The following is a 12,917-nucleotide window of genomic DNA, read 5'->3' on the forward strand; positions in this document are numbered from 1 at the left end:
CCATAGCGCCTCCGCCTTTCACGCCGGCACACCCAAAGCGTTTTCCAGTCTTACCAGGAGGACTTGGTCACGCCGGGCAGCTCGCCTTTGTTGGCCAGTTCGCGCAAGCAGACGCGGCACAGGCCGAACTTGCGGTAGTAAGCACGGGGACGCCCGCAACGCGTGCAGCGGTTGTGCTGACGCGTCGAGAACTTCGGCTCGCGCTTGGCCTTGGCGATCATCGATTTCTTAGCCATGCATTTCCTTCTTTCTTATGCTTGAGCCCGCTTTCCCCAGCGGGCCTTTGCCTGAGGTTACGCAAGCGGGCCGCCCGTGAGGCGGCCGGCTTGTTTTACTTGCTCTTGAACGGGAAGCCCAGCGCGGAAAGCAGCGCGAAGGCACCGTCGTTGTCACCCGCGGTGGTGACGAAGGTGATGTCCATGCCACGGGTGCGGTCGATCTTGTCGTAGTCGATCTCGGGGAAGATCAGCTGCTCGGTAATGCCGAGCGTGTAGTTGCCGCGGCCGTCGAAGCTCGTCGGCGAGATGCCGCGGAAGTCGCGCACGCGCGGCAGGGCGGTGGCCAGCAGGCGGTCGAGGAACTCCCACATGCGGTCGCCGCGCAGGGTCACCTTGCAGCCGATGGCCTGGCCCTCGCGCACGTGGAAGCCGGCGATGGACTTCTTGGCGCGGGTGACGCAGGGCTGCTGGCCGGTGATGACGCGCATGTCGGCCATGGCGGCGTCGAGCAGCTTGGAGTCGCCGGCAGCGGCGCCGACGCCCATGTTGACCACGATCTTCTCGAGGCGCGGAACCTCGTTGATGTTGGGGATGTTCAGCTCGGACTCGAGCTTGGGAACGATCTCGTTCTTGTACTTTTCCTTCAGACGAGGAGCCATAGTCTCTCTCAACCTCTCTACGATGAATTAAACGCAGGATTTCCGACCCTGCGTCCCCGGCGCGTCCTTACGCCAGGGCCATGGGGCGCGGGGCGCCCGACTGGGGAACGTTACCGGAGTACGCCCCGTCGGTCAAGCCCCGCGATTGGCGCTAGTCCTGAACGGCAGGGATGTCCTTGCCGCACTTCTTGCACACGCGCACGAGCTTGCCGTCCTCCTCACGACGACGGGCCACGCGGGTGGCCTCGCCGCAGGCGGGGCAGACGAGCATCACGTTGGACACGTGGATGGGAGCCTCGATGGTGGAGATGCCGCCCTGGGGGTTCTGCTGGGTCGGGCGCATGGCCTTCTTCATGAAGTTGACCTTCTCCACGACCACGCGCTGCTTCTCGGGGATGCAGCGCAGGACCTTGCCCTGCTTGCCCTTGTCCTTGCCGGAGATCACCTTGACGGTGTCGCCGCGGCGGATGGTCATCTTGTGCTTCTTCTGCTGAGCCTTAGTCAATCTGGACACCTCCTCTACAGCGTCTCAGGTGCCAGAGACACGATCTTCATGTACTTCTTGTCGCGCAGCTCGCGGGCCACGGGCCCGAAGATGCGCGTACCGCGCGGCGCGCCGTCGTTGTTGATCAGCACGCAGGCGTTCTGGTCGAAGCGGATGTAGGAGCCGTCGGCGCGACGGACCTCCTTCTTCACGCGCACGACCACGCAGCGAACGACCTCGCCCTTCTTGACGTTACCGTTGGGCATAGCCTCCTTGACGCTGCAGATGATCACGTCACCGAGGCCCGCGTAGCGGCGCTTGGAGCCGCCGAGGACCTTGATGCACTGCACCTTGCGAGCGCCGGAGTTATCGGCCACCGCGAGCATGGTTTGCATCTGAATCATTGCTCTAACCTATCTTTCTCACTAGTAGGTAGCTTGGCGGAGCCGGTAAGCTACTTGGCCTTCTCTACGATCTTCACCAGGCGCCAGCGCTTCATCTTGGACAGCGGACGCGTCTCCATGATCTGAACGGTGTCGCCGACGCCGGCCTCGTTGTTCTCGTCATGGGCATGGAACTTCTTCGTGGAGGTGATCATCTTGCCGTACACCGGATGGGGCTTGCGCTCCTTGATCGCCACGACGATGGTCTTGTCGTTGGCATCGCTGACGACGATGCCCTGACGGACCTTACGCAGATTGCGCTCATCAGTCATATTCAACACCCTTTCCTAAGCTACGCGCTCAGCTCGCGAGCACGCATCTCGGTCTGGATGCGCGCGATGTCCTTCTTGACCTGCTTGACACGGGCGGTGTTGTCGAGCTGGCTGGTGGCCATCTGGAAGCGCAGGTTGAACAGCTCCGCGCGGGCCTCCTTCAGCTTGGCCTGCAGGTCCTCGGCAGAAAGTTCACGGATCTCTGCTGCTTTCATTATTGCTGCCCCTCCGTTTCACGAGTGACGATCTTGCACTTGATGGGCAGCTTGTTGATGGCCAGGCGCAGAGCCTCGCGGGCGGTCTCATCGTCCACGCCGGCGATCTCGAACATGATGCGGCCCGGCTTCACGACAGCCACCCAGCCCTCGGGGTTGCCCTTACCGGAGCCCATGCGGGTCTCGGCGGGCTTGGAGGTGATGGGCTTGTCGGGGAAGATCGTGATCCACACCTTGCCGCCACGCTTCATGTGGCGGGTCATGGCGATACGAGCAGCCTCGATCTGACGGTTGGTGATCCAGTGAGCCTCGAGGGCCTGGATACCGTACTCACCGTGGTTCAGGCGCGTGCCACCCTTGGCCTTGCCCTTCATGGAACCACGCTGCACCTTGCGGTGCTTGACGCGCTTGGGTACGAGCATTTACTTCTGCCCCCTCTCGTTACGGTCACGATCATTGCGACGGCCGCGGCTCGGGCGAGAGCTGCCCTCGAGCGCCGGCTGGGGAGCCTTCTGGCCGGGAAGCATGTCGCCGTGGTACACCCACACCTGGACGCCGATGGAGCCCATGGTGGTGGCGGCGGTGGCGAAGCCGTAGTCGATCTTCGCACGCAGGGTGTGCAGCGGCACGCGACCCTCGCGGTACCACTCGCGGCGGCTCATCTCCGCGCCGCCGAGGCGGCCGGAGCACTGGATGCGGATGCCCTTGGCGCCGGACTTGCGGGCCGACTGGACGGCCTTGCGCATGGCGCGGCGGAAGGCCACGCGGCCCTCGAGCTGCTCGGCGACGGACTGGGCGATGAGGGCGGCATCGAGCTCGGGGCGCTTGATCTCGACGACCTCGACGGAGACGGGGCCGTTGGCGACCTTCTCGAGCTTCTTGCGCAGGGCGTCGATCTCGGCGCCCTTCTTGCCGATCACCACGCCGGGACGGGCGGTGGTGACGATGACCTTGATCTTGTCGCCGGCGCGCTCGATCTCGATCTTGGAGACGGCGGCGCGGGCCAGGTACTTGTCGAGGAACTTGCGGATGGCAAGGTCGTTCTCAAGGGTCTTGGCGTAGTCCTTGCCGGCGTACCAGCGGCTGCGCCAATCCTCGGTGATGCCGAGGCGGAACCCGGTGGGGCTTACTTTCTGGCCCATGCTTTAGGCCTCCTCTCGCGGAGCGACGACGATGGTGATGTGGCTGGTGCGCTTGCGGATGCGAGACGCGGAGCCCTTGGCGCGGGGGCGGATACGCTTGAGCGTGGGACCCTCGTCCACATAGGCGGCCTTCACCACCAGCGTGTCGGCGCGCAGGTGATTGTTGTGCTCGGCGTTGGCCACGGCGGAGTTCAGCGTCTTCTCGACGGTCTCGGCCACGGCGCGGTTGGTGAATGCGAGAATCTCGCGGGCCTGCTCGACGGACTTGCCACGCACCTGGTCAACGACGATGCGTGCCTTGCGGGGGGAGACGCGAACGTAGCGCGCTACTGCTCTAACTTCCATTCTTCACCCCTATCCTATCGCTTGCCCTTGTCGGCGGAATGACCCTTGAAGGTACGCGTAGGCGCGAACTCGCCCAGCTTGTGGCCGACCATGGATTCGGTAACGTAAACCGGCACGTGCTTGCGGCCATCGTGCACGGCGATGGTGTGGCCCACCATGTCCGGGAAGATGGTGCTGGCACGAGACCAGGTCTTGATGACGTTCTTTTCGCCGGCCGCGTTCATAGCCTCGATACGGGCGAGAAGGCGCGGCTCTACGAAAGGACCCTTTTTCAGACTTCTGCTCACTATTGCTCCTTAATGCTTCCGCGCTACTTCTTGCGACGACGGATGATGAGGCGGCTGGAGGCCTTCTTGGGGTTGCGGGTGCGATGGCCCTTGGTGGGAACGCCCCACGGGGTGACCGGGTGACGGCCAGCGGACTTGTTCTTGCCCTCGCCGCCGCCGTGCGGATGGTCGACCGGGTTCATGACGGTACCGCGGACGGAGGGACGGATGCCCTTCCAGCGGTTGCGGCCAGCCTTGCCCACCTTGATGTTGGAGTGCTCGGCGTTGCCGACCTCGCCGATGGTGGCGCGGCAGGTGATGAGCACGCGACGCATCTCGGAGGAGGGCATGCGGAGGATGGCGTAGTTGCCCTCCTTGCCCATCAGCTGAATGGAGGTGCCGGCGGAGCGGGCGATAGCGGCGCCCTTGCCCGGCTGGAGCTCCACGTTGTGGACGAGGGTACCCACGGGGATGTTGGCCAGGGGCAGCGCGTTGCCGGGCTTGATGTCAGCCTCGGGGCCGCTCATGACCATGTCGCCCACCTTCAGGCCCTTCGGGTGGATGATGTAGCGCTTCTCGCCGTCCACGTAGTGGAGCAGGGCGATGCGGGCGGAGCGGTTGGGGTCGTACTCGATGGTCGCGACCTTGGCCGGCACGCCGTCCTTGTTGCGCTTGAAGTCGATGATGCGGTAGCGCTGCTTCGTGCCGCCACCCTGGTGACGGGTGGTGATGCGGCCGTTGTTGTTGCGTCCCGCCTTCTTCGGCTTCGGGGCCAGCAGCGACTTCTCCGGCTTAGACGTGGTGATCTCCGCGAAGTCGGAGACCGTCTGGAAGCGTCGGCCGGGGCTGGTCGGCTTGTACTGTTTTACTCCCATTTCTTTCCTTCCTGGGGGCATCGCGCCGGGTCGTGCCTGGTAACGGCAGGCGTCTCCGGAGATCGCCCTTCCTTCGAGGTTCCTGCTCGCGCGCCTCTCCGCACACCAGGAGCCTCCTCTGTATTCCGTGGCCAGGCGATTGCCGAACGGGCTCCGAGGGAGGCTCGGGGCCTCGACTCCGCCTAACCACGCGTCCGGGTGTATCTATACACGAGCAGACGCAAAGAGACATTATATCCGCGCGGAATGGTGGATTCAAGAGTGAATTTGGGGTGTGAACTGGCCACACATTTTGCGCACATGGGGGGATGGGGGGGATGGGGGGGATGGGGGGGTGGGGGGGCCGGGGGGGCGGAGCCGAGCGCGCAGAAGGTTGCGGGGTCGAGGGGGGTCGTGCAAGATTACCCCGCGAAACTGGCCAAAAGCGTCGAAATTCCGAGGTCCTCGGGCGTCTCATCGAGCAGCGAGCCCGCAAAACCCCAGGTCGCGCTTTTTACCCAACGACGAAAGAGGCGCTCTGACCCCAAATCAACGCCATCTGCCTCGGAATTTCGGCGCTTTTGGCCAGTTTGCACGCCAATTGCCGCGCTCGTTCTTGGGAATGCGGCGCGGCATGGCGTGGGAAGAGGCGGGCGCGAGCACGGAGTGCGAGACGGGGGGGGCGCGAGCACGGAGTGCGAGACGGGGGGCCTGCGGCGGTCGCGTAACGGACGCGCAAAAGCGGCAGGCTGACTTGGACGGGGAGCAGTGCAGCCCTCTCGCCGTTTCGTATCCAATTTGGCGAGTTATCCGAGACGGAGTAGGGCCGCTTGAGCGCGAGTGGCGGCAAAAGGCCAGGTCGCGCTTTGAGCGAACGACCAAGGCCCTCCGATTCCGGGAAATCGGAGGGCCTTTGGCTCGGATAGCTCGCCAGATTGGATATGAAACCGCCAATCAGCACACGCCCTCCGGGAGCGCGCGGGGCGGCCGCCGAGATCAGAAGGGCGGCAGGGGGCGCCCAAGGCGGCGGCCCACCAAGTGCAGGCGCCGTTCCGGCAACAACCGCGCGCAAGGCGGCCGCCGACTAGCCGATGCGCTCGTTTTCCAGCTCGTCCTCGAGGGCACGGGGCGCGCCGTCCGCAGACGCGGCGGGCGCGGTCTCGCCGCCGGCGGCAACGACACCGGCCTCCGTGCCGGCCACGGCCCCGGAGGCGGCGACGCCCGCAGCGGCAGTCTCGTCCGCGAGCGCGCCCTCCCCTGCCGCGACGGCCTCGCCGCGCTTGAGGGGGCGGCTGGCAGGCTGGGCGGCCAGCTCCTCGACGGCAGCCGCGGTGGGCGCGCCGTCGTCGGGCAGCACCACGTTGAGCAGGATGCCGGCCACCGAGCCCACGGCCAGGCCGGAGAACCCGATGGTCACACCGGCGACCACGATGGTGACAGCCCCGCTCGCGCTGTAGGCGATGCCGAGGGACAGCACGAGCACGATGGCCGTGATGAGCACGTTGCGGCTGCGGGTGAAGTCGACGTGGTTCTCCACGAGGTTGCGGATGCCCACCGCCGAGATCATGCCGTAGAGCACGAGCGAGACGCCGCCGATGACACAGGCGGGCATGGCGGCGATGACGGCCGCGAACTTGGGGCAGAACGAGAACACGATGGCGAACAGCGCCGCCAGACGCACGACGCGCGGGTCAAAGACGCGGGTGAGGGCGAGCACGCCGGTGTTCTCGCCGTAGGTGGTGTTGGCCGGCGCGCCGAACAGCGACGCCAGGATGGTGGCCAGGCCGTCGCCGAGGAGCGTGCGGTGCAGGCCGGGGTTGGCGATGTAGTTGCGGCCGCAGGTGGAGCTGATGGCCGACATGTCACCGATGTGCTCGATCATGGTGGCGAAGGCGAGCGGCATGATGGTGATGATGGCGGTGATGGCCAGCCCGGCGTTGAACCCAGGTCCGAAGAGGGAGAACACCGTGTTGTCCCACAGCACCGGCAGGCCGATCCAATCAGCCTCGGCCACCGGCGCGAAGTCGACCTCGCCCACGAGGGCCGCCACCAGATAGGCGCCGATGACGCCGAGCAGGATGGGGATAATACGGATCATGCCACGGCCCCAGATGTTGGCCACGATGATGATAGCGATGGCCACGAGGGCAACGGGCCAGTTGGTCTCGCAGTTGGCGATGGCCGACGAGGCGAGGATAAGCCCGATGGAGATGACGATGGGGCCGGTGACCACCGGCGGGAAGAAGCGCATGACGCGCAACGGCCCGAAGACGCGGAACAGCGCGGAGAGCACCAGATAGAGCAGACCCGCGCAGGCGACGCCCAGGCAGGCGTAGGGCAGAAGCTCGGCCTCGCCGTTGGGGGCAATAGCCGCGTAGCCGGCGATGAAGGCGAACGACGAGCCGAGGAATGCCGGCACCTGACCCTTCGAAATCAAGTGGAAGAGCAGCGTGCCGATGCCCGCGAACAGCAGCGTCGCCGAGACGGACAGGCCGGTCAGCGTGGGCACGAGGATGGTGGCGCCGAACATGGCGAACATGTGCTGGAGTCCGAAGAGCGCCATCCGAGGCGCGCCGAGGCTGCGCGCGTCATAGACGGCCTTGGCTCCAGGGGCCGCGGCGTCGTCGGCGACAGCCTGGTCTTGGGGAATGGTCTCCTGCTCGGTCATGGGTCCTCCGCTCCCGTGGGTTCCTCTCGCGGGCGCCCGAAGGCGCCGTGGGCGATAGTACCACGTCATGGTCGCTCCAAGCGAGGCGACGGGGCAGAACCCGCGCTTGTAAAGGTGAGCGCGACAGAGGGCGCGGGCGCGAAAGGGACCCATCTCGTGGCGAGCAAACACGGCTCTGCAACATTTTTCCGCGCGCAGGGCGACGCAGCTAGGTGAGATCCAAGCGTTTTCGCAGGTCGGCGCTGGCTAAGGCGGGATTTGCGACGCAAAAGGAAGCCAAACCCCACCGGAAAAGGTTGCAGAGCCGTGTTTGCTCGCCAGAAAAGGGGGGGCATTTGCCGCCCGGGCGGCTGAAGGACAGTGCCCCCGGAAGGAGCATCGAGCGCGATGCGCCCGGAAGGCGGCGCCCTCCCCCCCACGCGACGCAAAGGCACCGCCGAGGGCCCGGGCGGCAAGGCTGGGGGGGGAGGCGCGAGCGCGGGGCAACGGCCGGGGCTCCTCGCGAGAGGCCTTCGCAAAGGCGCGGGGCGGCGAGGACGACAGTCGGCCTCGGCACGAGCGCGGCGCTCGGGCGGCGGCCGGCCCGGCGCCTCGCCCGCGCGGCGCGGGCGGACGCGCGGCAAGGGGACGGACGGCAGCGATACGCAGCGGGAAGGCACCGTTGAAGGCCCGGGCAGCAAGGCTGCGGCCGGGCGGCGCGAGCGCAGGGCAACGGCTGGAGCTCGGCGCGAGAGGGGAGCCAGCGCGAAGACGCGGGGCGGCGAGCGCGGCCGGCGCAGCCCCGCCTGCGCCCCTCATTGCAGAGGACTTGCCGTTTTCTGGCCACTTGCTTCGAAATTCCGAGGCTGATGCGGCCTTGGTCAGGTCTCCCACGCGCACGTGTGTAACGAACGCACCGTTTTTGGTGCCAAACGACACGCAGGGCCCCGGCGGACGCCCGCCTCTCGGATTCACCCTCGGAATTTCGAAGCAAGTGGCCATTTTTCGCCTGGATCCTCGCAAGGCGCCGCTCTCGCTCCGCCCAATGCGTCAGCCCCCCTATAAACAGGCCGCCAGGCAGCTTGCGGGGAGACGAGCCGGCCAAAGCAGGGCGACGCCGAGCGGCGGCGGGCGGGAAGCCGGCGAGGCGGAGGCGGTGCGGAGGGTCGGCTGACGCGGGCTTGCGACTGACCGGCGCGAACGCGGGGCGCGGGCGACAGCCGCCCTCGGCGCGAACGCGGCCAAGGACAACACGCCTCTCGAGGCGCGGCCTCATCGCCCCAGACCGAGACGCACTGCCGACGCGAAGACGCACGCGAGCGGAGGCGGAAGGCACGACGCGAAAAGCGCGGCCGACGCAGCCCCGCAGCCGGCTGACGCGGGCCCACGGCCGACCGATGCGAACGCGGCGCGCAGGCGACAAGGACGGCAGCCGGCCTCGGCGCCTCGTCCGCGCGGCGCGGCGCGGGCGCGCGGACGGCGGCGGGAGCGAAACGCTGTGCGGGGGGGCGCCGCGAGGGCCGGGCGGCAGGGCTGCGGCCGGGCGACGCGAACGCGGGGCAACGACGGGCTCGACGAGAGAGAGGCCTGCGCGAAGACGCGGGGCGACAAGCGCAGCCGGCGCGGGCTTGCGGCCGGGCGGCGCGAACGCGATGCGGGGACACCGCCGAAAGCCCGGGCGGCAAAGCCGTGGTCAGCCTCGGCGCGAACGCGGCCAGGAGCAACGCGCCCCGCGAAGCGCGGTCGCTCCGCGCCAGCCCGAGGCGCACCGCCGGCGCGAAGGCGACGGGGGATACAACGCGAAAGGCGCAGCCAGCACGAAGCCGCAACACGAAGACAGGCAACCCCCCCCCTCCGAAGCGCCCCCACCGCCCCGTGGCCGCGCTGGCCGCAAGGACCAACCGGGGCCACATGCCTCGCGAAGCGCGCCCCTCCCCTGCTACTTGCCCTGCTTGCGGATGCCGCCCTTGTGGCCGTTGGCCTTGGGGGCCGGGCCTCGGCTCTTCCGGCTGGGAGTGCGCAGCCCGACGTCGCGGCCGCCCCGTCCCCCGGGGGCGCCGCCCCGCAGGGCGCGCACGCCGCGGGCGCCGCCCCTCCCAGGCGCATCGGGTCGACCGCCCTTCCCGGCGCCGTCCGGCTTGCCGCCCCCTCCGAGCCCCTCGGCCCGACCGCCCCTCGCGGGCGCATCGGGTCGGCCGCCCTTCCTGGGCGCGGAGGAGCGGCCGTCTCGCGCTTCGCCCTTCGCGTTCGCATCCCGCGCGCCCCTCGCGTTCGAGCCGGCCGCCTCGTCCCCGCGGGTGCCTCGCCCCGCCGCGCGGGATGCGCCCTTCGCGCCGGCGCCGCTTTTGCGCGAGCCGCCCGCGGACGCCCCGCCCTCGTCCGCCTTTTCGGGCCTGACCAGGCACTCTGGGCCGTAGCCAATGAGGTCGGCACGGCCGGCGCGACGCAGGGCCTCGCGGACGAGGGGGCGGTTCTTCGGGTCGCGGTACTGGATGAGCGCGCGCTGGAGCGCCTTCTCGTGAGCCGAGCGCGGCACGTAGACGGGCTCCATCGTGCGCGGGTCGAGGCCGGTGTAGTACATGGCGGTGGCCATGGAGCCGGGCGTGGGATAGAAGTCCTGCACCTGCTCGGGGTTGTGGCCCATGTCGCGGCAGAACTCGGCTAGCTCAACGGCGTCGGCCAGCGTGCAGCCGGGATGCGACGACATGAGGTAGGGCACGAGGAACTGCTGCTTGCCGGCGCGGCGGTTCTCCTCCTCGTAGGCGGCGGCGAAGGCCTCGTACACCTCGTGGGGCGGCTTGCCCATCACGTCGAGGACGCGCCGCGAGACGTGTTCGGGCGCCACCTTGAGCTGGCCGCTCACGTGATGGGCCACGAGCTCGCGCAGAAACGTGCGGTCGGGGTCGGCCATGACGTAGTCGAAGCGGACGCCCGAGCGCACGAACACCTTCTTCACGCCGGGAAGGGCCCGCAGCTCGCGCAGGAGGGCCACGTAGTCGGTATGATCAACTTCCAGCTTGTGGCAGGGCTCAGGCGCCAGGCAGCGCTTGGACGGGCAGGCGCCGCGCCGCAGCTGGGCGGCGCAGGCCGGCCCGCGGAAGTTGGCCGTGGGGCCGCCGACGTCGTGGATGTAGCCCTTGAAGCCGGGGTCGTCCACGAGGGCCCGGGCCTCCTCGATCAGCGACTCATGGCTGCGCGCCTGCACGATGCGACCCTGGTGGAAGGTGAGCGCGCAGAAGGCGCACTCGCCGAAGCAGCCGCGGTTGCTGATGAGCGAGAAGCGCACCTCGTCGAGGGCCGGCACGCCGCCGGCGGCGTCGTAGGCGGGGTGCCACGCGCGAGTGAAGGGCAGGCGGTAGACGGCGTCGAGCTCAGGGGTCGTAAGCGGCTCGGCCGGCGGGTTCTGCACCACGTAGACGCCGTTCGGATACGGCTCGACCAGGCGCGTGCCGGTAAAAGGGTCGGAGTTGGCGTACTGCGTGGCGAAGCTGGCGGCGAAGGCGCGCTTGTCGGCGCTCACCTCGTCCCACGAGGGCAGCAGCTCGTAATCCACGACCGAGCCCAGATCGGAGGTACGGTAGACCGTGCCGGGAATAAACGTGAGGTCGGCAGCCGTGAGCCCCGCGTCGAGCGCCTCGGCGATGGCCACGACGGACCGCTCCCCCATTCCGTAGGAGACGAGGTCGGCGCCGGAGTCGAGCAGGATGGAGCGCTTGAGCTTGTCCGACCAATAATCGTAGTGAGCCAGCCGGCGCAGCGACGCCTCGATGCCGCCCAGGATGACGGGCGTCTTCTTGTAGGTGCGGCGGATGAGGTTGCCGTAGACGACGGCCGCGTGGTTGGGGCGCCGGCCGCCCTCGCCGCCGGGGGTGTAGGCGTCTTGGCGGCGGCGCTTCTTGACCACGGTGTAGTGGTTGACCATGGAGTCCATGTTGCCGGCAGACACGAGGAAGCCCAGGCGCGGCTCGCCGAACACGGTGACGGAGGCGTCGTCGTTCCAGTCAGGCTGGGCGATGACGCCCACCTTGAAGCCGTGGGCCTCGAGCAGGCGCACGATGATGGCCGAGCCGAAGGAGGGATGGTCGACGTAGGCGTCGCCGGACACGTAGACGAAGTCCACCTGATCCCAGCCGCGGGCGCGAGCGGCCTCGGCCGTGAGGGGCGGGAAGGCGGCCTCGTCGAGGCGCGGGGACGAGGCCGCCGCGCGACGGGAGGCGCCGGTCGCGCCCGCGGCAGGCCGGCGGGAGGCCTTCCGCGCTTGCGGGGCGCCGCCGCTGGATGAGCGCGCGCTCGGGCGGGCGGCCATCCTAGCGCCCCCCTTCCGCATCCGGCTCGGGCACGTGGACATAGCCGCGGGGCTCGGGGATCCCGACCACCGAGGGACGCGCCTGGGGCGGCACGAGCACGCGCAGGGCGCGCGGCGCAAGCGTCACGTCAAAGACGGTGCCCTCCAGCCGCTCGCCGTCCACCTGCGCAGGCACCGGCTCGTCGAACTCGATGCGCAGGCTGCGCACGCGGCGGAAGTCCAGCTCCTTGAAGCGGGTGTGGTGGCCGTCCTTGGCCAGCAGGAAGACGAGAGTCGCCTTGCGCCGCGTGATGGGCGGGTGCGCGACCACCACGTCAAGCCGTCCGTCAGCCACCGACGCCTCAGGCGCCACGGCAAAGCCGCCGCCGTAGGTGGGCCCGTTCTGCACGGCGAAGAGGAACATCTCGCCCTCCCGCGGCGCGGCGCCGTCGAAGGAGACCCGATAGCGGTAGCGCTCCAGGTGGTTGACCAGCTGATCGAGCCCGGAGGTCAGGTAGAGCAGGGTGCCCGTGCGGCCCGTGCGCTTGCGGCGCTCCACCGTGTCGAGGGCGATGGCCGCGTCCAGGCCGAACGAGAGCGTCTCGGCGAAGTAGACGCCGTTCACGCACCCCACGTCCACCAGCGTCGGGCGCGCGTCGACGAGCTGGGCCACGGCCTGGGCGACGTTGCGCTCCATGGAGAGCGTGGCCGCGTAGTCGTTGCCCGAGCCCACGGGGATGACGCCGAGCGCGGGACGCGCGTCGGCGGGCAGGGTCATGAGGCCGTTGACCACCTCGTGGATGATGCCGTCCCCGCCGAGGGCCACCACCACGTCGAGGCCGGCCGCGCCGGCGGCAAGCTCTCGGCCATGACGGGGGCCGGCCGTGGGACGCACCTCCACCTGGGCGCCGGGCAGCGCCTCGCGCAGCAGCACCTCGGCCTCGGCGGCCGCATCGGCGCCCCGGCCGTTCTGCGACGCCGGGTTGGCGATGAGCAGCACGCGCCTCGCATCTCGGGCCACGGGCCCTCCTTCCCTTGAAACAGCGGAAGCCGGATCATCCCGGCTTCCGCGTGATTATACCCGTGC

Annotated in this window: 14 protein-coding genes; all 14 read right to left on the reverse strand. The window is 68.7% G+C overall.

The genetic code is table 11. The annotated features are described in order from the left end of the window. Positions 1–50 precede the first annotated feature (50 nt). The 14 genes from AC6I0Y_RS08175 to AC6I0Y_RS08240 all read right to left on the reverse strand — a co-directional run bounded on the left by AC6I0Y_RS08175 (position 51) and on the right by AC6I0Y_RS08240 (position 12,851). Positions 51–236, reverse strand: a complete 186-nt coding sequence (locus tag AC6I0Y_RS08175; RefSeq protein WP_041239446.1) for a type Z 30S ribosomal protein S14 — start codon at positions 234–236, stop codon at positions 51–53. 95 nt (positions 237–331) lie between these two features. After that, positions 332–877, reverse strand: coding sequence for a 50S ribosomal protein L5 (gene rplE, locus AC6I0Y_RS08180; RefSeq protein WP_160710045.1), 546 nt, complete (start codon positions 875–877; stop codon positions 332–334). A 151-nt stretch (positions 878–1,028) separates the two neighbouring features. Then, the gene (rplX, locus tag AC6I0Y_RS08185; RefSeq protein WP_160710053.1) at positions 1,029–1,352 is read right to left on the reverse strand and encodes a 50S ribosomal protein L24; all 324 of its coding nucleotides are present in this window, start codon (positions 1,350–1,352) and stop codon (positions 1,029–1,031) included. A gap of 44 nt (positions 1,353–1,396) precedes the next feature. Continuing rightward, positions 1,397–1,765, reverse strand: a complete 369-nt coding sequence (rplN, locus tag AC6I0Y_RS08190) for a 50S ribosomal protein L14 (protein WP_160710046.1) — start codon at positions 1,763–1,765, stop codon at positions 1,397–1,399. Between the two features lie 50 nt (positions 1,766–1,815). After that, positions 1,816–2,076: a 30S ribosomal protein S17 gene (gene rpsQ / locus AC6I0Y_RS08195; RefSeq protein WP_160710047.1), complete on the reverse strand. Its 261-nt coding sequence runs from the start codon at positions 2,074–2,076 to the stop codon at positions 1,816–1,818. Positions 2,077–2,096: 20 nt separating this feature from the next. Further along, positions 2,097–2,291, reverse strand: a complete 195-nt coding sequence (rpmC, locus tag AC6I0Y_RS08200; RefSeq protein WP_160710048.1) for a 50S ribosomal protein L29 — start codon at positions 2,289–2,291, stop codon at positions 2,097–2,099. Next, on the reverse strand, positions 2,291–2,713 hold the full coding sequence (gene rplP, locus AC6I0Y_RS08205; protein ID WP_016309215.1) for a 50S ribosomal protein L16: 423 nt from the start codon (positions 2,711–2,713) through the stop codon (positions 2,291–2,293). Before rplP ends, rpmC begins: the two co-directional genes overlap by 1 nt. Continuing rightward, positions 2,714–3,433, reverse strand: coding sequence for a 30S ribosomal protein S3 (gene rpsC / locus AC6I0Y_RS08210; RefSeq protein WP_160710049.1), 720 nt, complete (start codon positions 3,431–3,433; stop codon positions 2,714–2,716). Positions 3,434–3,436: 3 nt separating this feature from the next. Next, entirely contained in the window at positions 3,437–3,778 is a 342-nt protein-coding gene (rplV, locus tag AC6I0Y_RS08215) for a 50S ribosomal protein L22 (protein WP_160710050.1), read from the reverse strand. 14 nt (positions 3,779–3,792) lie between these two features. Next, entirely contained in the window at positions 3,793–4,065 is a 273-nt protein-coding gene (gene rpsS / locus AC6I0Y_RS08220) for a 30S ribosomal protein S19 (RefSeq protein WP_160710051.1), read from the reverse strand. Positions 4,066–4,088: 23 nt separating this feature from the next. Further along, the gene (gene rplB, locus AC6I0Y_RS08225; protein WP_497730851.1) at positions 4,089–4,919 is read right to left on the reverse strand and encodes a 50S ribosomal protein L2; all 831 of its coding nucleotides are present in this window, start codon (positions 4,917–4,919) and stop codon (positions 4,089–4,091) included. Positions 4,920–5,982: 1,063 nt separating this feature from the next. After that, positions 5,983–7,566 carry a uracil-xanthine permease family protein gene (locus AC6I0Y_RS08230; protein WP_497730852.1) on the reverse strand — a complete coding sequence of 528 codons (1,584 nt, stop codon included), beginning with the start codon at positions 7,564–7,566 and terminating at the stop codon, positions 5,983–5,985. 1,918 nt (positions 7,567–9,484) lie between these two features. Next, positions 9,485–11,851, reverse strand: coding sequence for a YgiQ family radical SAM protein (locus AC6I0Y_RS08235; RefSeq protein ID WP_497730854.1), 2,367 nt, complete (start codon positions 11,849–11,851; stop codon positions 9,485–9,487). 1 nt (position 11,852) lies between these two features. Further along, a complete protein-coding gene (locus tag AC6I0Y_RS08240) occupies positions 11,853–12,851 on the reverse strand; it encodes a diacylglycerol/lipid kinase family protein (protein ID WP_497730857.1) in 999 nt (332 codons plus the stop codon). Positions 12,852–12,917 lie beyond the last annotated feature (66 nt).

This window comes from Adlercreutzia sp. St.1H8, from assembly GCF_059728655.1.

Bases quoted from the DNA above. Each gene is read 5' to 3' on its own strand.
- rpsQ (WP_160710047.1), bottom strand. From the start codon at position 2,076: ATGACTGATGAGCGCAATCTGCGTAAGGTCCGTCAGGGCATCGTCGTC.
- rplN (WP_160710046.1), bottom strand. From the start codon at position 1,765: ATGATTCAGATGCAAACCATGCTCGCGGTGGCCGATAACTCCGGCGCT.
- rplP (WP_016309215.1), bottom strand. From the start codon at position 2,713: ATGCTCGTACCCAAGCGCGTCAAGCACCGCAAGGTGCAGCGTGGTTCC.
- rplV (WP_160710050.1), bottom strand. From the start codon at position 3,778: ATGGAAGTTAGAGCAGTAGCGCGCTACGTTCGCGTCTCCCCCCGCAAG.
- rplE (WP_160710045.1), bottom strand. From the start codon at position 877: ATGGCTCCTCGTCTGAAGGAAAAGTACAAGAACGAGATCGTTCCCAAG.
- rplB (WP_497730851.1), bottom strand. From the start codon at position 4,919: ATGGGAGTAAAACAGTACAAGCCGACCAGCCCCGGCCGACGCTTCCAG.
- AC6I0Y_RS08175 (WP_041239446.1), bottom strand. From the start codon at position 236: ATGGCTAAGAAATCGATGATCGCCAAGGCCAAGCGCGAGCCGAAGTTC.
- rplX (WP_160710053.1), bottom strand. From the start codon at position 1,352: ATGACCATCCGCCGCGGCGACACCGTCAAGGTGATCTCCGGCAAGGAC.
- AC6I0Y_RS08235 (WP_497730854.1), bottom strand. From the start codon at position 11,851: ATGGCCGCCCGCCCGAGCGCGCGCTCATCCAGCGGCGGCGCCCCGCAA.
- AC6I0Y_RS08230 (WP_497730852.1), bottom strand. From the start codon at position 7,566: ATGACCGAGCAGGAGACCATTCCCCAAGACCAGGCTGTCGCCGACGAC.
- rpmC (WP_160710048.1), bottom strand. From the start codon at position 2,291: ATGAAAGCAGCAGAGATCCGTGAACTTTCTGCCGAGGACCTGCAGGCC.
- rpsC (WP_160710049.1), bottom strand. From the start codon at position 3,433: ATGGGCCAGAAAGTAAGCCCCACCGGGTTCCGCCTCGGCATCACCGAG.